This window comes from Lentisphaera profundi (genome assembly GCF_028728065.1).
Lineage (GTDB): Bacteria > Verrucomicrobiota > Lentisphaeria > Lentisphaerales > Lentisphaeraceae > Lentisphaera > Lentisphaera profundi.
Window position 1 is genome coordinate 1468734 of sequence record NZ_CP117811.1, and the last position, 21069, is coordinate 1489802.

A 21069-nucleotide genomic window follows, 5' to 3' on the forward strand; every position below is an offset into this window, starting at 1 on the left:
AATATGGACTTAGTGAGTGATCGATCTCTTTTATAAATCAGTAATGATAAGGACTCGACTAGCCTACCTTTGACAGTTTCTTCATTTGCAAATCAGGATAAATACAGGAGATTTTGTATATTCATGAGAGACTTTTAAATCCTTTTTTGACTTTCTTGACATAAGAAGTTTCAAAAGTAAAAATGGATTCAGGTGAAAAAATAATGGAGATAAGAATTTCATGAAGAATGTACTCATTGTTTCAGGTGGTTGGTTGGGGCACAAGCCCTATGAATTTGCCGATTTTTTTGAACAGCTCTATAAAGATCAAGATTTTGAAGTGATCCACAGTCATACTCTGGATAGTTTTAATGATTTGAATTTTTTAAAAAGTTTCGACATTCTTATGCCCAATTGGACCATGGGGGAAATAAGTGATGAGCAAGAGCATAATATTTCCGAGGCTATAAAATCTGGTGTTAATTTAGTGGGCATTCACGGTGGTGCTGGCGATGCTTTCCGTTCCTGCTTAACTTATCAGTGGATGCTTGGAGGTCAGTTTCTTGCTCATCCTTATGTAGGAGAATACGAAGTGCGGATCACGCAAAAAGACCACCCCATATGTCTTGGAATAAGCGCTAGTTTCACTGTGAATACAGAACAGTATTATATGCTTACAGAGCCTTCAATAAAAGTTTTGGCAGAAACAAGATATATCTACGAAGATCAGACAATGATTATGCCTGTCGCTTGGGTAAAAAACTGGGGGCAGGGCAAAGTATTTTACTCAACTTTGGGGCATGAGCCTTGCGAATATGATAAGTACCCAGAAATGAAGCAATTATTGACCCAGGCCATTAGGTTTTTGACTTAGTCTTAAAGATAGCTCAAGAATTGAAATCAGAGCTTAGGTGACTTGTGATCGCTTGTAATAATGAGTGCTGTTTTCATTTCTCGTCATCCACATATCCAAATCGTAGTCTGGCTGATCACTTATATAGCGCCAAAACTTAATGCGATTGAAGAGTTCACGACGGTGACTTTGGCCATGCCATAGATAAGTTTGATTAAGAATTTGTGATACCTCGACATCATTGAGATCGAAAGTATCAAAAAGTCTTTGCTGCTTTTCCATGGGGTTGAGGCGTAATTTAAACATATAGCGAGTTTTATTTTCACTGATATTTGGCTGAGCCGCATGCCAGAGGCCAGTATGCCAAACCAGAACGGTGCCGGCTTTGCAAACCATCTGCTGCATACCGCGAATATGCTGGTAGCGCCCGATGGTAGCTTCATTCACTTTTCTAAAATGGCTTGAAGGTAAAAAGCGCGTGCCTCCCATCTCCAAGGTGGTATCTTGCGGGTAAAGAGAGATCTGAATATCGAATTGATGTTCTCTCATGTCGTACTCAGCATCTTGGTGCAGGTGTTGCAGGCCTTTTCCGGGGTGAGTCTTATGGGGAAAGTGATGGTCATAGCGAGGCTTTTTTCCTACGAGGCTATGAATGAGTTTTATCATGTCAGGATGATGAATAATTTTTCCTATGGGACTTTTTTCATCCCAAACATCCCACAATAATTGTCCCTGTGGCTGATACTGTTTTGACTCGGGGTTTTCCATATAGCTAAAAAATTCTTTACAGAGATCTGTATCAATCATTTCATCAAAGCGTAAAAAGCCTTGCTTTGTGAATAATGCCATTTCTTTTGAATTGAGTAAATTATTCATGGGATTTTTCTACAATTTTTTCTAAGACAAATTCAAATTCAAGATAATCAGTTTCAAGCTCATTGCCTTTTTGCCTTCCCAGTGACGGGTATTGGATGACTCGCCAGCCGTCGCGCATGGCATCTAGAACTGTGTCGTAGGGCATGGGCGTATCCACTTCATGAGGAGACATAACATCGGAACTGCCATCGTACATTGAATAGCCTATTGTGGAAGAATCGGGTGAGCTATTTGAACTGTAGAGTATGAGTAATTGCTGACGTAATTCGGACATGATTTTTTCCTAGCTAGTTTTTATCTAAAAAGATTATATATTATAAAAATTGATATATAAAAGGTATTTAATTGATGAATTACTGTGATTTTTTGATATGATAGAAATGATTAATTATTCAGATAAGCTTCGTTTACAGCTTGATTTCATTAAATATTACAAGAGTTCTCAGTGGTCTTATCAAGGTATTAAACAAAGCTCAACGATCTTTTATTTAATACTCGATGGACAAGGGACAATTGACTTTTGTGGGCAAGAATTTGATTTGAATCCAGGCAATATGTATGTTCTACCAGCCGGCTTAGAAATGAATTTAAATACAGCTATGTATATAGAGAAAGTGTGGGGTTCCTTTCGCTTTATTATTCCGCCGGGTTTTGATCTTGTGCATAAGCTAGAAAAAGTCTATGAAATTAAAAAAGTTTTTGATCCAAAAGTTCTAAAAGACTGCGAATATAAAGCCGCTCATGCGCGATCTTGTCTGTGGCAGTTTATTCCTCATATACAAGACTTATTATGCGAGTATGACTTAAGTATACCTAGTCCAAGAGATCAAAAATTGATGAATTACATTAATAAAAATTTGGATGCCCAGTTACGCGTTCAGGATATAGCTCGACATGTGGGAATGAGTCATGAAGCACTATCGAGAGATTTTAAAAAGAAATACAAGCTTAATCTCAAGCAATATATCAATCAGCGACTCAATCAGGAGATCTGTACCTTTATTAAAAATGAAAATCGTAAATACCACCACATAGCGAAAGAATTTAATTTTGTGGACGAAGCTTACTTCTATCAATTTTTTAAGCGTATGAACAAATGCACACCAACAGAGTACCTTGCTTATTCTCCTTACTAAATGATTAGAACTGAATTGAATAAGTGAATGCAGTTCATGTATTCAGTTTCACAATTACCCAGTTAACGATGTTGATAAGTTTTTGTGATAGTTCTTGGCTCGCTATGGTTAAGCCATAGTACTTTGATTAGCCTGGGATGAAATCCTAGGTCTATGATCGACAAAAAACACCCCATGCCTTCTCATGGAAGGCACTAGTATTTTTTGTCATCTATGTACCCACATTTCATGTGGGCCTATTTAAAGTTCCATCGCTTTGCGATGGTGAACTCAAGTGTGCACCGTTAACTGTATAATCGTGTTCATTTTTTATTATTAACTAAGTTGTTAGAACCTTTGTATTGGGTGGCTGACGGAAGGCAAAAAAGCCATAAATACTGATGAGTAACATAAACCCAGCCATTATCGCGAGTAGAGCTTCGTAGTGATTGAATTCTAAATTCATCAATAAGTAAGTTCGGCCTTGGTATATCTCTAAAAACTTCATACAGATAATGGAGCTGACGCTCGTTCCCAGTGCCATTTGCATGAAGCTCAGGGAGATGCCAAAGGATTTGTCTCTTTCGTCAACGACATGCATGGCCTCGCCACTGATGCCAATATGCATGGCAGATATCCAGGTATTAATTAAAAACGCAATCAGAGCCGTACTGAGCATGTAACTTACAGGGAAGTGACGGCTGAAAGTAAAGCAAATGAGGAAGAAGGTGATGACTAGGGTAGATATCTTAAAGAGGCGATCGTGAGAGTATTTATCGCTGATCCAACCCCTAGCCAAAAGCCAGCAGTGGCGCCGGTCATATTGATATAAGAAATGGTGAGGACATTGCTTTCGCTAAAGTTTAAGGCACCAATTTGGTAGAGGTTGAGAGTGGTGGCTAGGCTTGATCCTAAGAAGGCAATGAGAAAACAAAAGATGCAAAAATAGATATACTTTTTATTATGGAGAAGGTGTTTGCAAGCATCGCTAAATTTATTAGCTTTTTCTCTACTGGTTTTGACTTCGGGAATACGCCCATAGAAAATGGCTCTTATTAAGCAGAAGAGTGTTAAAATTATAATGATACTACGGTAAATATTGCTATCATCTGAAAGAGAAAAAGCCCATGAAGAGAGCATCGTGGCAATAAGAGCAATGACTTGCCAAGATGTTCTTAAAACGGCGAGAAAGCGCCCGCGTTTCCCTTTTTCGATGAGTGGCTCCATAAGGGCAAACCAATTAGAAACGGTAAAGATATGGCCCAATTGATAGACGATTAAGCCAGTACTTATGATAAGTAAAAAGTGTTCCTTAAAATAGGAAGCAGACAAGATGATTAAATAGGCTATTGGGCAAAGAATATTGGTGAGATTTCCTATTTTCTTTTTGCCAAATTTATCTGAAAGATTAGCCACTGGTAGGATGAGTAGAACCATCAAGATGTTGGGTAGTACAGTAAGTGAAAGCATGACGTCTGAGTCGCTTAAACCAAACTTTTTACAATAATTGAGCATAAAGCCATTGATGAGAAACATCAGGGGGAGCATGCCAAGGCATTGGCACCATATAATGTTTTTTCGGGCTAAAGGAAAATCAATTGAGTCCTTGTGGGATTTATTCATACAGGCAAGAAACTTCTGTGGCCTTGTAATACAAGGCCAGTAAATTTTTATTTTTTATCAATATTGAAAACCTTTTTAATCTCTTCAGCACTAAGCGCGCTATCAAAAAGGCGGACTTCATCCACTGCGGTCGGCTTATTATTACAGTGCATAAATTTACCGCCTTGGAAAAAACCGTTGCCCTTACGACTGGAGTAATTCAGTACCTGCTTTTGAGCAATTTTTTTACCATTAAAATAGATAGTTACATTTTCACCATAAGTAGCGGCTATATGAAACCATTTATCTGCTGGAAGCTTGTTTTTATCAAGGCTGACATCAACATTGCCAATATTTCTATTCCAATTGGCAATGAAACGATTAGCGCGGCAACGAAGAGTCAGATTGCCATAGGCTTCTCCCCATAGAACAATATCCTGAGGCTTATCTTTATATTTGATCCAAGCTGAAATAGTGAATTCATCTTCACGCTGACGTAGACCGCTAAAGCTTATGAAGCCGGCCTCGCCATAAATACCAAGAGCTTTGCCTCTGATTCCATCATTGATAATTTGTCCACCGGATATCACTGTAGAAGCACCCTTGCTATCAAGAACTGGGCTTGATCCCAGATCTAATTTATCACAGGGCATATAAGCGATTAAACCTGCTGGTAAGTCTTTGTTTCTTCCAGTGGTAATTTTTGGGAGTTTGTAATGGGAATCATAGGCGAGGGCGGCGGGAATTAGAGTTTGGAAGTCGCTTTCACTCTCATGTTTCATTCGTATGAGAGATGAGCCCATGGCAATTTGGAAACGGAAAGCATGAAGCCCTTTGCTGAGAGCGATCTTGCCATTGACTTTATCTGCGTTAACTCTGCGACGGACAACTACTTTGTTGGCAATGATCAGTTGAGAAGCATTTTCGCTACCCTTAGCCAAATCAAATTCGTAAACGCCGTCTTTGCCAATGCGAATGTAGCCTTCGTACTCTAGCAGTTTTCGAGGAGAATTACTGCTTATCATTAGGTCTGCAATTGTTACTGAGTAGGGTTTTGCGGAACTCACATCGAAATACTCTAGAGCTAAGCCGGAGGCAGCTATGAGTTTAGCTTCAGATCTACCTTGAGCTTGTTTAGCTTCTTCAGTTAGGATGATGTCGAGACGATCATATCTTTTTTGAATGAGTCCGGGAAGAACCTGGAGCTTTTCTGCGGCAATATTTTTTTGACTAAACTTTGAAGGGCTCAAAGCCTTAAGTTTGTCGGCATTGCGACTGAGGGCTGAATCAGCAAGAGCTATATATTCAATAGATATTGGTGCTTTAAGAGCGAGATTTATTTTATAGTCTTCTTCCATGTCACCTTTCCAGAAAACTGGATCACATACCGTGAGGTCAAACTTGTGCGTACCTTTGGAGAGTGCGATGTCGCCATAGCGTTTTTTGTAGGAAAGACCATATTGCTTGTCAACAAGAATGATGTTTTGGTCAGATACTTTAAAGTCAATGGGACCGGCAGATTCTAGTTCAAAGGAATAGGTGCCACTTTCAGGTACTTGGATGTATCCACTGAAATTGTAGAAAGCTTTAGTCATCCATTTGCTGTCTACCGTATTGTTCATTTTTGGGATGTAAAAACCTTTGACCGCATGGGTCATGAGTGGTGTGTATTGTTGAATGTTTGGAAGTGAATTTTTATCTCCCTGGAAAAAGCCTTTCTCATCAAACTTTGTGGTTTTTATCTCATAGCCTTTGACTAAGAGTCCCTGTGATTGAGGTTTTGATGTCAAAGCTTTTTTAGGCGCTTGTTTTTCGAAATCTATACTTACTGTTTCACTCCAATTCTCTTTCCCGTAGCGCCAGTCGGCCTGGTAGGTTTTGGCTTTTAGAGTACAGCTTTTATTGATAATCAAAGTGCCATCGTAAATTGCGGACTGCGCATTTGGTTCACTACCGTCAAGGGTGTAATAGACTTGAGCTCCTGGTTTAATGTTTTTAAATTTAACTGGATAAGTATCGACCAAAATTTGCGGAGCGCGCCAATTTGGACGGTTTTGATCCACGGTGAATTTACTACTGGAGTCAAAGATCGGTTTTGGTGGACGTGCGTTGGAGTCAATAATAGATTTGCCATTGCGTTTCATTGAGTAAACTGTTCTTTCGCGATCAGTTTGGCTAAAGTCATATGTATCAATATTTTCGCCAATTTGGACTGTTAGGCGGGTCCTGTCATCAGACCACTCAGTTGTAGGCAGGTTCTCACCATATTTATAGGGATAAACCATAACGCGGTATTCCGGGCTTTTACCAAAGGCAGGGACCGAAACCATGTTCCAGGAATAAGAGCGCTGCACATTGGGTACTGGGAATACATAATTAGTATTTCTCCAAAGAATACGCACAAGAAGCATGGGATCCCCTTTCTTAGGTTTAGGCTTCATTTCAATGTAGCGTAAGCCCCATGCGTTGCCGTCCTGTCTATTTATTTTTTTGTCAGCCATGCAGAAAATAAGATCTGTTCCAATTACACCATTGGTACTCTTGCTTGCCTGTCGACCTTTTGCTTTGGGATTTGAGCTATAAATAGCGGCATCACCAGTGATCATCATGCGCCAATCAAATTGATGATTTTGGTCATCTGCTTTTCGTAAATCATCAAAAATAAGTAAGTACGGTCTTTTACCACGTGCAAAGTGAGTTGTACGGAAAACGTGATCCATGGGATCATTCCATTTATAGTAGTACTCGGGGCCACGAGTTTCACCATGCCAAGGACCGTAATCTAGGTGGGCAAAGCCATCGTAGTGTTCGCGGATTTTTGGCAGGTAGGCAAGCTCGGAAAAGCGATCTAGGCTATAGGCTTCCTTGGCAAATGGCTGCATTTGAGATGGCATGGATTCAAGGCCAGGATGATCGAGGTAGCGCAGGCCATTAAGACTTTTGCGCCATTGATAAGCGGAAGTCATTTCAGATACGGAATTAGAAGCAATTTCGGTATTTTTTGCAGTCATCCAATCTCCAGAAATGGGTGCGTAAACACCTGCGAGGCCATCTACCGTTACCATATTTCTAAAACTTGTGTCGATGTAGCCACCGCCATTGCTTACCCAAGGGATACCATCTGCCCAAACTTGGAAATCTCCATGCTGAGGTGACTCATGTCCCATGTAATACTGATCAATTCTATTCTCTAGGTGAAAGAGCATGGAATCAGCTGACCAGTCGTTGCGAGCAGAAGTGATGCCACGTTCATCATCAAACCAAAACTTTTCTACATCTTTAAACTCATCCAAGTTGTCTAATTTATTATAATCAGTCATTTGGGTAGCTGTGAGCAAGTTTATAGCTTTAAGTGAAAACCAATTATGATGAATTTTCCCTGACCAATTATCTTTTGGAGTGCCCTCGAAATAGCTTAAACTTCCTGGGAGTTTAGCATTCCAGACAAAATCCACTAACTTGTCTTCTGGGTAAAAATGCTTCATTACTGACCAGAACTCAAGGTGACCACCTGAGCCGGATGCGCCTGACGCCATCCAATAGCGTGCTTCATCTAAACCAGTGAGGATTTTATCAAGACTTTTGCCATCGGGGCGGCGACGTGATTCGGTAGAAAAACGATAGTAGATTTTTCTAGCGTGTTGGAGGTTGGAATTGGCTCTTGCTAGAAGATGACTATGCTTGAGTAAATTTTTCGGATGATTGGGCCCCTGTCTTTTAGCAATGGCAAGAACTGGAAGCATGGGGATAAATCCTTTGGTGTTCTCATAGGTGATACCATCAGACGATAAGTCATAACTAAGTTTGTTTTTTAAACTCCATTCAGCCATTTTTGCGACGCGGGGGTCATAGCCCTTTTCGCCTTCAATAGCTAGGGCAAGGTAGATTTGGTTGGCGGCCCCAGACATGTGGTTATTGATGTACATTTGACCGGGAATTTGCATACCAGTGGTATATTTACCAAGAGTGCATTTGGAAATCACGCGACGGACAACCGTGCGCTCTTGCTCGCTCATGAAAGGATAAGCATAGTCATATTCAAAGGCTAAAGATAAATGGGTTCCACTGAAGTCATATCCTTTTAAAGTAGCTCCATGTTTCTTATACAATTGTTCTACTCTTGCTTTTCCTCCTTGATAATAGGCATCGTGATAAGCTATTTGCCCAAAAACGACTTCTCTACGAAGGAAATCATAAGCCACATCTTTTATGGGGGCTGCAATAGGATCTGTGTTGAGAATGTCGACTCGACCCTCAAGATAGAGAGCGTGCTCAACAGTAGCTTTTGCGGCTTTTTCACCCAATTCCTGATCTTCAGTGATCAAAGCATATAAGCCCCAACCAGCGATTTTACTGTCTTCACCCCACGGGCTTGTTCTGTAATTGAAATTTGCCGGAACTTTCCACTTTTCTGCATCGCGACGCATCTGCTCCATTTGAAGTTTAAAAATACGTGGTGCCTTTGACCCCATTTTATGAATTTTTTTGAAGCGCTCGATATCCTCGGGACCAATAATAATCCTTGGATGAATACCCACTTTGGGTACTGGACTTAATTTTGAAGCATCAAAACCTGGAGCTTTGTAATGCACAGGGACTTCAAGGGGAGGAGGCAGATCTTTAATTAATTCGCCATTGAGGATGTAATCACCAGGAGCACCGTAACTTCCCTTATAAAATTTTTCTTCACCCTTATGGACTTTTGAAATATCTTCAGCTTGGCTTGCGAAGGTCGCAAAATAAAGAGAAGCAAAAAAGGTTTTTCGTACTAAGTTCATGCAGAGTCCTTGTTAAAAGAGTTATGATTTTAGTTAATAAATTTTTCTCAATATCTTATGTCACGATTTTAATTATTTTTCATAAGTGCTCAATGTATTATAATATGTATTATATATATCACAATGTAAAAAATCAAGTTGCTATTTTTATTTTCTTCTTAAAGCTTTCTTTGGATTTCTTGAAAGCGTTGATAAACAATCTCCGGGAGTTCCCCGTTGGGCCTTGGACTGACATTGAGCAAGAGCTTGGCGCCACGATCACGTAGATATTTGTAAGTGTCCAACATCCATTCAACCGATTTATATCTTTTAAATAGCTCTAGACATCCATATTATTGCCATTTTATACTCTAATCATCAATATGACTTAATATCAATTGGTGAACTTTATCGGCCCAGCCTGGAAGACGCTCGTGAGCAAAGTCTGGGTAATAAACGATGTCCTTTTCTGCAGTTATTTTATTGTAAGCAGCATGCTGACTGGAAGGGGGGCAGATTTGATCCATGAGGCCACAGGCCATGAAGGTTTTTGCCTTGATGCGCTTGCTGATATTTTGGATATCAATGTAGCCCAGTGTATTAAATACTTGTTCTTTTCTTTGATGGAGTGGATCGTGATAGCGAAAGTAATTGCGCAGTTCTTCATAAGCATTTTGATCGAGGTCCATATCCCAAACGCGCTGATAATCACAAAGAAAAGGATAATGGGGCGCACAGAGTTTTATTTTCGGTTCTATAGCTGCGCAAGCGAGGGCTAAAGCACCGCCTTGTGATCCTCCGATGGCGGCCAAATGAGTTTCATCGACTTCGTCTGAGGCACAACCGTTTTTCCTTAAATAAAGGAGCTAATTTAAAACTTATGGCTTATCACTCCGGTGATGAAAAATACATTTATGCTGAACAAGTGATCAGAGTCGCACTCCCAAAATAAATAAAGAAGGAAAAGAACAAAAGATACTTTTTGATGATATTCCCGATCAGCTTTACGGTGTCAAAGCGATTGACCTAAAGGCCGTGAGTGACTCGAATCTGCCCGTTCGCTTTTGTGTCATCGAAGGTCCAGCAATGATCAAGGGAGACAAACTCATCTTCACGAAAATCCCAGTGAAAGCTAAATGGCCAATTAAGATCACGGTGGCAGCCTATCAATGGGGTAGATCTAGCGAGCCGCAGTTTCAGAGGGCACCAAGTATAAAAAAATCATTTGTCATTAAGCAGTCTTAGAAATCATTGTTCTATTTCATAAGTTCCTTTTTAGAAAATTTAAAATTGGATATTAAAGTACTGCGGCCTGACATGAGGCGAAGTCCAATTCGTCCTTGTTTTAACTCGGCAAAATCATCGAGTTCCCAGGAAAATTCCTTTTCAAGTTCAGGCCCACTTACTTTCATAATAAATATAGTTTCTCATTTGTACTCCAAAACCTTCATTAGTTCACCTGGTCGCCCCGGTATAAAGCGCCCGAGTGCCTAGGCACTCGGGCGCGGGAAATAGCGTTTATTGGATCAAGTCTGACCCTTACTTTTTAAGATCGAAATCATAGATCGATTTTATCTCTTCAGCTGTGAGAGCACGATCGTACATACGATACTCGTCAAAGGCGGTTGGTTTTTTACCGGCGAGAATCGCACCATGATCGGCGAAGTAGCCGTTGCCGATGCGCTTTTTCCAATGCAGGGCTTGGGCAGACGATACCTTTTTGCCATTGAAATATACGGCGGTCTCTTTGCCATAGGTAGCGGCAACATGGAACCATTTTCCAGGGACCGTCATCTCTTGTGGTGCAGTCCATGATGAGTGGCCAATACCGCGACCCCATTCGGCCTTTATGTGAGAGGCCCGGGTTCCACGTACCTGGAAGCTAATGGGGCCATAAGCCTGACCAAAGACAGTGAGGTCCTCGGTTCTGTCTCTGAACTTGATCCACATAGAGACTGTAAAGGCATCCTCGCGTTGTTTCAGACCACGTATCATCATAGTAGCTACATCGCCGTAGAGAGCGAGGGCATTGCCTTTGACACCGTCGGGGATGATGGTAGCTCCCTCAACTAGGGCCACTGCACCATTTCCATTCGTGATCGGTGTGCTCTCACCAACAAGTTTTTCACATGATAGATGTCCTAATAGACCAGGTATATCATTGCTGGATACAGCTTTGGATTTTGGAGCCTGATACGCTGCATCACGGGCAAAAGCGGCAGAGCTCAAAAATTGAAATCCTGCGTCTTTTTCATGTTTTACCGAGACTAATGCCTGCCCTATTGCAACCTGTAACTTGAAGGGATGCAGTCCCGCTTCAAGGCCGATAACACCATCAGTTTTAGGTGCATCGACTTGGCGTCGAACCACCACCTGATTGTCGATAATAAGTAGTGCTGAATCACTTCGGCTTTCGGGCATACTAAAGGTATACAGTCCATCGCGACTAATGCGCAAGTATCCACTGTACTCAACTAGTTTTCTAGGCGAATCATTGCGCTCCATAAGATCCACGGACCGACTCAAATAAGGTTTTGCACCTTCGACATCAAAATAGGCTGGCTTGAATCCACTTGTTGGAACAAATCCTGCCTGATCCCGGAAGTTCGGAACCGTTTTGTAGTCGGCCAGTAGGATATCGAGCCGATCGTAACGACGTTCAATTAGGCCTGGCACCACTTTTATGCCCTTTGAGGCCGGTATAAGAGTCGATACTTTTTCAGCAACATTTTCTAACTTGAGACCATCTTTATTGCGCATAAAACGCTCAGGTGCAATTGTTTCATAGTCAGCGCCACTTGGAGCAAGAGCTTTAAGACTAATGCCGTACTGTTCCTCTGCGTCACCTTTCCAGAAGACAGGGTCGCAAACTGTGATATGCAGGGTATGCCATCCCTTTTGAAGAACTACTTCGCCGTAGCGTGGCTTGTAGGAGAGACCAAACTGTTTATCGACCAGAATAATCTGTTGGCCACCCACCTTGAAGTCTATTGGACCATTTGAGGTAAGCTCAAAGGAGTAGGCTCCCGTTTCAGGCACTTCAAGATAGCCTTCAAATGCATAGAAGGCTTTCATCATATGTTTGCCATCCAGCTTACCGTCCATCACTGGAATTGTCAGGTCAGCAAAAGCTTTGGTTACAAGCGGCTTATACAGACCAAGCTTAGGCAGTGAATTCTTCCCACCTTGAAAGAATCCCTTTTCATCAAATTCCGTAGTCTTGATTTCAAATCCCTGCACCTTTAGTCCCGGAGTTTTACCCTCAATAGCAATGGCTTTTTGCGGTTTCTGCAGTTCATAGGTAAAGCTTACTGTATCACTCCAGTTGTCCTTCCCGAAGCGCCAATCTGCGCGGTAAGTGCGAGCCTTTAGTACGCAGCTCTTATCAATGGTAATAGGTCCATTTACAAGAGAAGAAGAAAGGCCTGGAACGGATCCGTCTAAGGTGTAGCGAATCTCGGAGCCAAGCTTACCTGCAGTAAAGAGCACCTCAGTTGGACCGCTGATTACGCGTGGTGCGCGCCACTCAGGACGATTTTGGTCGACTGTGAATTTAGCACGCTCAGCAAGTTCTGGCTGTGCAGGTTTAGCGCCAGAATCAGTCACCTTCTTACCGTTGCGAGACATACTGAAAACGGTGCGTTCTTTGTCGGTCTGGTCAAGGTCATAGACATCGATATTGCTCCCTACCTTCACTGTCAAGCGTGTCCGGTCATCCGACCACTCGGTGCTAGGAAGTTTATCACCAAAATGATGAGGAAAGATCATGATGCGGTACTCCGGACTTTTACCGAAGGCCGGCACAGAGACCATGTTGAAAAGACCGGTGCGCTGCACATTAGGTACGGGAAAAGGGAAGTTGGTATTTCGCCAAAGTACACGAACCAAAAGCATGGGATCACCCTTTTTAGGTTTTGGTTGAAGACCCACGTAGTAGGCACCGCTATATTGACGATTGTAGCTGTCATCTTTCATAGTGAATATCATGTCAGTACCAATTTTGCCCTCGGTATTCATATCTGTATGGCGGTTACCAACAGCGGTGGTGACCTTGTAGAGAACCGCATCGCCAGTGACCAGCATGCGCCAGTCAAACTGATGATCTTTATTATCAGACTTGCGAAGGTCATCCATAATAAGCATATAGGGCTTATCACCCCGGGCGAAATGTAGGGTGCGAAAAACATGATCCATGGGGTCGTTCCATTTTACATAGTATTCTGGGCCACGGGTTTCGCCGTGCCAGGGTCCGTAGTCAAGATGAGCGAATCCGTCATAATGCTCTTTGATAGCGGGTAAGTAGGCAAATTCACTAAAACGATTGATCTGATAGGCTGCTTTCGCATAGCCTTTCATCTGGTACGGCGCAGTCGTCAGTCCAGGATGATCAAGGTAACGAAGACCATTCCAGCTTTTACGCCACTGGTAAGCTGTCGTCATTTCAGAAACAGTTGTAGCAGTCTGCTCGGTACCAACAGCGGTCATAGTGTCGCCGGAAACAGGAGCGAAGATACTAGCCAGACCGTCCACTGTTACCATATTGCGAAAACTGGTATCTAAATATCCACCGCCGTTAGGAACCCACGAAATGCCGTCAGCCCATAGCTGAAAGTCACCGTGCTGTGGACTTTCGTGTCCCATATAAAACTGGTCTATACGATTTTCAAGGTGAACTAGCATGGAGTTGGCAGACCAGTCATTTCGAGCTGACATAATGCCTCGTTCTTTATCAAACCAGTGTTTTTGTACCGCATCAAATTGTTTTAGATTGTCCTGCTTATTGTAATCGGTCATCTTTGTTGCGGTGAGCAGGTTAAGCGCCTTCATATCAAAATACATATAATGGATTTTCCCACCCCAGTTTTCCTTCTCCGTGCCTTCATAGTACTCAAGGGCGCCGGGTAGTTTGCAGTTCCACACAAAGTCAACTTTGGGATCTTCATGATAAAAATGTTTTAATACCGACCAGAACTCAAGGTGACCCCCCGTTCCAGAACCACCAGAGGCGCGCCAGTAGCGCGGCTGATCCTGACCCGTAATAATTTTATCAAGAGGGGTATTATCAGGGCGACGACGGGATCCACCAAAATAGCGATAATAGAGTTTACGCGCGTGGGCTATATTTGAATTTGCGCGAGAAAGAAGGTGACTATGTTTTAATAAATTCTCTGGATGATCAGGACCCTGGCGCTTAGCAATGGCGAGTATTGGCAACATGGGAATAAAACCCTTGTTGTTTTCATAGGTAATGCCATCAGACGATAAGTCGTAGCTCAGTTTATTTTTAAGACTCCATTCCGCCATCTTTGCTACGCGCGGGTCGTACCCTTTCTCTCCTTCAATAGCGAGTGCCAGATAAATTTGATTTGCTGCACCGGACATGTGATTGTTAATATACATATGGCCGGGAATTTGCATGCCCGTGGTGTATTTACCATAAGTACTCTTAGAGATTGTTCGGCGTACAATGGTACGTTCCTTCTCAGTCATAAAAGGGTAGGCGTAGTCATACTCGAAGGCAAGGCTTAGATAGGAGCCGCTGATGTCTTTCTTGACTACAGCTGCCCCATGTTTCTTCATGAGTTCATTAACTCGCTTCAAGCCTCCCTGATGATAAGCGGTATGATAATCAACAAGGCCGAATTTAATTCCAGTACGAAGAAAATCATAGCCCACATCTTTAATGGCTTCCACTTCTTTCATTTTGTTGAGAATATCAAGCCTTCCTTCCATATAGAGGGCGTGATCAACAGTTGCTTTTGCGGCCCTGCGACCTAGTTCATTATCCTCGGTAATGAGTGCGTAGAGCGCCCAACCGGCGATCTTACTGTCCCCGCCCCAGGGGCTTGAACGATAGTCGAAGTTTTGTGGAACCTTCCAATTTTTAGCTTCGCGACGCATATCCTCCATCTGAACACGAAAAATTCGAGGAGCGTCTTTACCAGAGGTATAAACCTTTTTGAAGCGTTCGATATCATCCGGTCCGATGATAATACGCGGATGAATTCCTACTGCAGGGGGCGGGGTGAGTTTGCTTGTATCAAAACCCGGCGCTTTGTAATCCAGGGGGACTTTTAGGGGAGGAGGCAGATCTTTAATTAATTCGCCATTGAGGATATAATCACCAGGAGCGCCGTAACTTCCCTTATGAAATTTTTCTTCGCCTTTGTAAACCTTGGAGAGGTCTTCAGCTTGGCTTGCGGAGCTTGCAAAGCAAAGAGCAGCAAAAATGATTTTTCGTACAGAGTTCATGTAGAGTCCTTGTTAAAAGAGTTTTGATTTTACTTAATAAATTTTTCTCAATATCTTATGTCAAGATTTTGATTGGGTTTTCCGTAAGCCGAAGCTTGAAAGAATTAATAATTGGGATTCCAGTAAAACCTCGTACCAGCTGGTTCCATGTTAGCTTGGAAAATGCCAAAGTTACCTTCATTTTCCCGCCACCAGGTGGTATTATTTGTGACTTTATATTCGGAGTCAAACATCCAATTATTTGTTTTTACAAATCTTGCTGAGCCATCAATATGTAGTGAATTTGCACCTTTATTTAGGTGATTGCCCATGCTGACTCCGCGACCATCACTTTTACCGCCTATTCCTTCTGCGGTGGATTGAGTTGCACTCCAGTTTCTGACGTAGTCATGCATGGCAATGGTGGAGGGATCAACTTCCGTAATTTTATTATGATAATTGGATTTGAAAAGTCCCATTGCTATACGATGGGCGGGGCCGCCACTACCGGGGAGATCAAGGTAGCGGAAAGAATTTTCATAATAAGTCTTAAGGGCAGTTAACTCTCTACCGTCAGCAAGAGTTAGGGTGCCAACTGAATCAATACCAAACTTTCCTTCGGAGACGCCAGGGCATTCATAGCCTTCACGACTTGTTCCCAAGTAAGCAGCTATTTGCTTTAAAAAAGCATTATTGGGATCACTGAAATTTGAGGGGAGGTATTGATCGTTATCATCTGTATAGAGGTTAATAGCAAGGTGATGTTGCTTTAGATTGTTAAGGCAGATCGCTATTCTAGCTGATTCACGAGATTTCTTTAATGAGGGCATGAGTAAAGAAGCCAAAATGCCAATAATAGCTACGACAACAAGAACTTCGATCAGGGTAAATGTTTTATTTTTCATAAGATCTCCATGTATTATAATATGTATTATATATATTATTTTATAAAAAGTCAAGCGGTGTAAGTGATTTTATGTAATTGTTTATCAAAGCTTTTATGTAATTTCTTGAAAGCGCTGGTAGACAGTCTCCGGGAGTTCTCCATTCGGTCTTGGACTGACATTGATTAGAAGATTAGCACCGCGATCACGAAGGTATTTGTAAGTGTCCAACATCCATTCAGCAGATTTATATTTTTCTTCTCTCAAATCGCTGTAGTCATTCACATTATTATCAATTTATACTCTAAGGATTAATATTGCTTAAGATGAATTGGTGAACTCGGTCAGCCCAACCGGGGAGGCGTTCATGGGCGAAATCTGGGTAATAAACGATATCTTTTTCTGCAGTGATTTTATTGTAAGCAGCGTGCTGACTTGAAGGTGGGCAGATTTGGTCCATGAGGCCGCAGGCCATGAAGGTTTTTGCCTTGATGCGCTTGGTGATATTTTGGATATCAATATAGCCCAGAGTATTAAATACTTGTTCTTTCCTTTCATGGAGTGGGTCATGGTAGCGGAAGTAATTGCGCAGTTCTTCATAAGCATTTTGGTCCAGGTCCATGTCCCAGACGCGCTGATAGTCACTCAGGAAAGGGTAGTGCGGTGCACAGAGTTTTATTTTCGGTTCTAGAGCTGCGCATGCGAGGGCTAAAGCACCGCCCTGTGAACCACCAATAGCGGCCAAACGAGTTTCATCGACTTCGTCTAATGACATGAGTATATTGGCGAGCTGAGCTGTGTCCAGAAAAATCTTTTTAAAGAGCAGGGCGTCGGGCCCTGAATCGATGCCACGAATAATGTGCCCTTTGAGAGTGTTACCCAAAACAGCGCTGGTGTCCTGTGAATTACCTCCTTGCCCACGACAGTCCATAGAAGCAATGGCAAAGCCAGAGTTAACCCATGAGAGTTTTTCCGACCATTCACCTGAGTGGTAGCCATAGCCGTGAAACTCGATGACACTTGGAATGGGCTTGGAGATATTTTTAGGTCTTAGGTATTTGGCGTGAACACGAGCGCCATCAACACCAGTGAAGTAGAGTTCAAAGGCCTCGGCATTTGGGAACTGAAATTTTGAAGGGATAAGTTCGACTTGGAAATCAAGCGCCTTCATTTCGGTGATATTGCGGTCCCAGAATTGATCTATGTCATCAGGGCAGGGGCTTGAGCCCCTATATGTTTGGAGTTTTTCAATTGAAAAGTCAAAGGCAGGCATGATGGCTCTCTCTATTTAAGGATTTGGAAATTGTATCATAAAAATATTTAAATCTTTTTACTCACTTTAAAATTGGATATTAAAGCACTGCGACCTGACATAAGGCGAAGGCCTATTCGCCCTTGTTTTAGCTCGGCAAAATTGTTTAGTTTCCAAGAAAATTCCTTATTGATTTCAGGTCCACGAACTTTCATACTGAGATTTTTTCCGGTCTTCTCAAAAATGAGCTTATATTTTACTCCAGGTTTGAATAAGCCTGTATTCCAATAGCTTCCTGGTATTTCTGTACTTTTATTAAACTTCTCATCAGATATTGACGGGTAGCGGCGCGCTCTTAGGTATTCCCCCTCAAGGTCATAACGGTTGACTGCATATGATATGTGGTAAAGTTTCATATTGAGGAAATAAAGAGGCATACGAGGTTTTGTCCTAAGGTGATTCCATTTGGAAATATCTTCTTTGTAAGGACCAATACCGATACCACGAGCGTGAAAGTAAAGGATGTTTACATTCCTATCTAAATTATCGAGTCTCGTAAATTCATATTCAATTTTAATATCTCCTTCAAATTCTTGCTTTGTCCATAAGACCATTGACTGGGCATTATCATCTGGATCGGGACCTGCAGTTAGGATCATCCCTTTAGGAGTATTTTTTACCGTTGAATCAACTGAGTCCAAGAACCAATTTTCTTGCCAATCTTTTTTGCAGTCATCATCTAGGAGTGTTTTTGAGTTCATAATGTTTTTTTATTTATTGTTTTTGTCTTAATTGTTGCTGATTCTAGGTATGAAAAGGAGTGTAAAAGACAATAACAAATAAGTACATAGAAGAATTTCATAGTTAATCCAATATTTATATTGTAATACATAATATAATACTGTATATATTTTACAATGTGATTTTTTTAATTTAACAAATGAGTGATTTATGAAACTTCAGAAAAAAATTCCCTTCTTATTTTTACTTAGTATAAATGTAATCAGCCTATGCCAACTAATTGGGCAAGAATCACGTGGTGTACTTCCAGAAGAATTAACGGCAGAAGAAATACTCAATGGCAATTACATTTGGCCGGATTCGCCTAAGATAGATATTCAGAGAGTGGGTCAAGAAAAAGGTTTTAAGCAAAATGCTTTTGGCAAGATGCCAGAAGTAGGAATTCATCCACGTCTTTTATTTTCGGAGGAAGATATTCCAAAAATCCAAAAGCGTATAAAAAACACTCGAATGGGCACTAAGTCCTATGCCAATATGAAAAGGCGTGTGGCTGTACAGAGTGCCGATGGAACGGCTTACTCCAATACTTTAGAGGCATTAGAGTCTGGAGATGTTGAGAGAGCAGCCAACTTAATAAGTGATTATAAAAATGCAGGTAAGGGACCGATCACGGCTTATCATCACCGTCATTCATTTGTCTATCCATTGTTATTTGATAGCTTCATCTGCTTAATTGAAAACGATGAAGAACGCGGTGAAAAACTTGCAAAAGCCACTGCGACCCTCGCAAAGATTTATCAGGCTCGTTTTGATGCCATGGATGCGGATGCGAAAGCCGCAAAAATAGAAAGTACTAATCAAGTTAATGGCGATGGCAATCAGATGCATCCAAATGGTCAGCTGAACTCAGATGTTTGGCGAAGCGGTAGAAGAAAGGCCTTTGATGGAGATCCATTTTACGTTTATGCTTACGATTTTAATTTTAAGTGGATGAATGAGCTTGATCGCAGTACTTGTCGTCAGACGATTAACTCATTTATCAATGGCAAGACGACTATGGGCTCACATATGCCTCATCATTTTCGTAATTGGAATTGGGTAGCTATTGGTTCCGGTGGTTTACTTAGTTCTGCAGCTGCAACACTTGGAGAAGAGGGTAATGATGCACGAGTATATAACCATGCGCGCGAACTCATCAATGACTACCTGACTTATGGTTGGTCGGAAAAAGGAGCCTCGCGCGAGGCTATTGCCTACACGCAATTTGGTTTACGTTGGTTGATGCCTGCCATGGTAACACTCGCTCGCAATGGCGATAACCTATGGAATACAGATAACTGGTATAAGTCATTGGAATGGTATGCCCAGTCAGTACAAAATGAAGATGGCCGTTTTCTTAGTCATGGAGATGGTGGAAATGATGGCGTGCTGGATTTGACTGCAATAATGTTTAAAAATGCTTACCCAGATAGCGAGCTGGCGGATTATGTCTTAGCTGAAACTCTAACAGGTTCAGATGATCCCGAAACTGATAAGGGGCTAATGCTTTTGAGAACTATTTTTGCGGTAGATCCCGATAAGGACCTTGAGGAATATAAAAAAGGATCAGAACTTGAACTAGCAATAACTCATTTTGACCCTGAACGCAATCAACTTATCACCCGTAATAAATGGGGCAGAGATCAACTCAAGCTTAACTTTGAATGTCGAGCTGATTCTTTTGCGCCCAATCACCAACATGCTGACCGAGGTATATTTTCTATCACTGGAGCAGGAAAGACCTGGGGAACAGAACATTTTAGAGGAATAGAAAGTCGTCATCATAGTGTGGTGACAATTGATTATAAAGGTCAGGGTTACTTTGCGCCTCCGGGCAAGTGGCTAAGTTTAGTTGATAATGAGCACGCGACCTTTGGTGTATGCGACAGTAAGTACGCCTATGATTGGTATTTTCATCCAACTTTATCAGGTTTTGCCGACAAGAATAAGTCGCGTAGAAAATATGCGAGATGGTCAAGGTTTGTAGAGGATACAGATTTGTGGTTAAAAGATCATCCCGATTTTGATTGGAAAGCCAATATCGATCGCAGTCCGCAAATTGAAAAATATTGGCGTGGTTTCGAAAAGGGTGATCCGAGAATGTGGGATGAATATTCACGTCCGGTGCGCGTGCCCTTTAATCCAGTGGAGAAAGCTTTTAGAACGGCAGGTCTTATTCGGGGAGAAAACCCCTATGTGCTAATTATGGATGATATTAAAAAGGATGATAAAGCGCATACTTATGATTGGAATATGATGTTTGATCCTGACACAGAGCTCATTTCAATTGATACAGATGAAATTTTATTGGGTTCAAATACAGACTTAATAAAAGGGGGATTTACTTATACTTTTAAGCGCAAGGGGCCAAAGAAAGCTTCACAACTCTACATTAAAGTACTTGAGAGAACTATTCCAAAAGATGTTCAGCACAATCCTGAAATACGACTCGAAACAGCGGATTTTAAAGAAGCGAGAAAGTGGCCAGAGGGACGGAGTTATGGTCTGACCAAACGTTTGGTAATCCCGAGTTTTAGCCGCGAACCTAAATTCAAAGTTTTGCTTTTTCCTCATTATCAAGGTGACGAACTGCCAAAAATAGAGTGGAATAATGACAAGACTGAAGTCAAAATTCAATGGAAAAATCAAATTGATATACTGTCGTTTAGCCAAGCAGATGGTGGCCGTACACGAGTGGTAATTGAACGTAATGGAAAGATAATTAGCGAGGTAGATTAAT

General features: G+C 41.7%; 14 protein-coding genes and 1 pseudogene. 3 read left to right on the forward strand and 12 right to left on the reverse strand.

What is annotated here, in order from left to right; all coding sequences use genetic code 11:
• Positions 1–220: 220 nt before the first annotated feature.
• Entirely contained in the window at positions 221–853 is a 633-nt protein-coding gene (locus tag PQO03_RS05830) for a ThuA domain-containing protein (RefSeq protein WP_274148618.1), read from the forward strand.
• 33 nt (positions 854–886) lie between these two features.
• Here PQO03_RS05830 and PQO03_RS05835 read toward each other — a convergent pair whose 3' ends face one another.
• Together PQO03_RS05835 and PQO03_RS05840 are read right to left on the reverse strand one after the other, a co-directional pair.
• On the reverse strand, positions 887–1708 hold the full coding sequence (locus PQO03_RS05835; RefSeq protein ID WP_274148619.1) for a phytanoyl-CoA dioxygenase family protein: 822 nt from the start codon (positions 1706–1708) through the stop codon (positions 887–889).
• On the reverse strand, positions 1701–1982 hold the full coding sequence (locus tag PQO03_RS05840) for a hypothetical protein (protein ID WP_274148621.1): 282 nt from the start codon (positions 1980–1982) through the stop codon (positions 1701–1703). Before PQO03_RS05840 ends, PQO03_RS05835 begins: the two co-directional genes overlap by 8 nt.
• Before the next feature lie 106 nt (positions 1983–2088).
• On the opposite strand from PQO03_RS05840, the gene PQO03_RS05845 reads away from it, so the two are divergent.
• The gene (locus tag PQO03_RS05845; protein ID WP_274148623.1) at positions 2089–2844 is read left to right on the forward strand and encodes an AraC family transcriptional regulator; all 756 of its coding nucleotides are present in this window, start codon (positions 2089–2091) and stop codon (positions 2842–2844) included.
• Positions 2845–3163: 319 nt separating this feature from the next.
• Here PQO03_RS05845 and PQO03_RS05850 read toward each other — a convergent pair whose 3' ends face one another.
• From PQO03_RS05850 to PQO03_RS05895, 10 genes and pseudogenes are all read right to left on the reverse strand, one after another.
• On the reverse strand, positions 3164–3451 hold the full coding sequence (locus PQO03_RS05850) for a hypothetical protein (RefSeq protein WP_274148624.1): 288 nt from the start codon (positions 3449–3451) through the stop codon (positions 3164–3166).
• A gap of 107 nt (positions 3452–3558) precedes the next feature.
• Positions 3559–4446 (reverse strand): MFS transporter, encoded by an 888-nt coding sequence (locus PQO03_RS05855; RefSeq protein ID WP_274148625.1) that lies wholly within the window; start codon positions 4444–4446, stop codon positions 3559–3561.
• A 47-nt stretch (positions 4447–4493) separates the two neighbouring features.
• A complete protein-coding gene (locus PQO03_RS05860) occupies positions 4494–9203 on the reverse strand; it encodes a LamG-like jellyroll fold domain-containing protein (RefSeq protein ID WP_274148627.1) in 4710 nt (1569 codons plus the stop codon).
• A gap of 158 nt (positions 9204–9361) precedes the next feature.
• Positions 9362–9490: a hypothetical protein gene (locus PQO03_RS05865; protein ID WP_274148629.1), complete on the reverse strand. Its 129-nt coding sequence runs from the start codon at positions 9488–9490 to the stop codon at positions 9362–9364.
• A 63-nt stretch (positions 9491–9553) separates the two neighbouring features.
• A pseudogene (locus PQO03_RS05870) lies at positions 9554–10006 on the reverse strand (acetylxylan esterase); the annotation flags it as partial.
• Between the two features lie 715 nt (positions 10007–10721).
• A complete protein-coding gene (locus PQO03_RS05875; protein ID WP_274148631.1) occupies positions 10722–15434 on the reverse strand; it encodes a LamG-like jellyroll fold domain-containing protein in 4713 nt (1570 codons plus the stop codon).
• Between the two features lie 104 nt (positions 15435–15538).
• Complete coding sequence (locus tag PQO03_RS05880) at positions 15539–16318, reverse strand: type II secretion system protein (RefSeq protein WP_274148633.1); 780 nt, start codon at positions 16316–16318, stop codon at positions 15539–15541.
• Positions 16319–16411: 93 nt separating this feature from the next.
• On the reverse strand, positions 16412–16582 hold the full coding sequence (locus PQO03_RS05885; RefSeq protein WP_274148635.1) for an alpha-L-fucosidase: 171 nt from the start codon (positions 16580–16582) through the stop codon (positions 16412–16414).
• A 19-nt stretch (positions 16583–16601) separates the two neighbouring features.
• Positions 16602–17570: an acetylxylan esterase gene (locus PQO03_RS05890; RefSeq protein ID WP_274148637.1), complete on the reverse strand. Its 969-nt coding sequence runs from the start codon at positions 17568–17570 to the stop codon at positions 16602–16604.
• Positions 17571–17617: 47 nt separating this feature from the next.
• Complete coding sequence (locus PQO03_RS05895; protein ID WP_274148639.1) at positions 17618–18310, reverse strand: hypothetical protein; 693 nt, start codon at positions 18308–18310, stop codon at positions 17618–17620.
• A gap of 190 nt (positions 18311–18500) precedes the next feature.
• Between PQO03_RS05895 and PQO03_RS05900 the strand changes: the two genes are divergently transcribed.
• Complete coding sequence (locus tag PQO03_RS05900; protein WP_274148642.1) at positions 18501–21068, forward strand: hypothetical protein; 2568 nt, start codon at positions 18501–18503, stop codon at positions 21066–21068.
• The last annotated feature ends 1 nt before the right edge of the window (position 21069 follow it).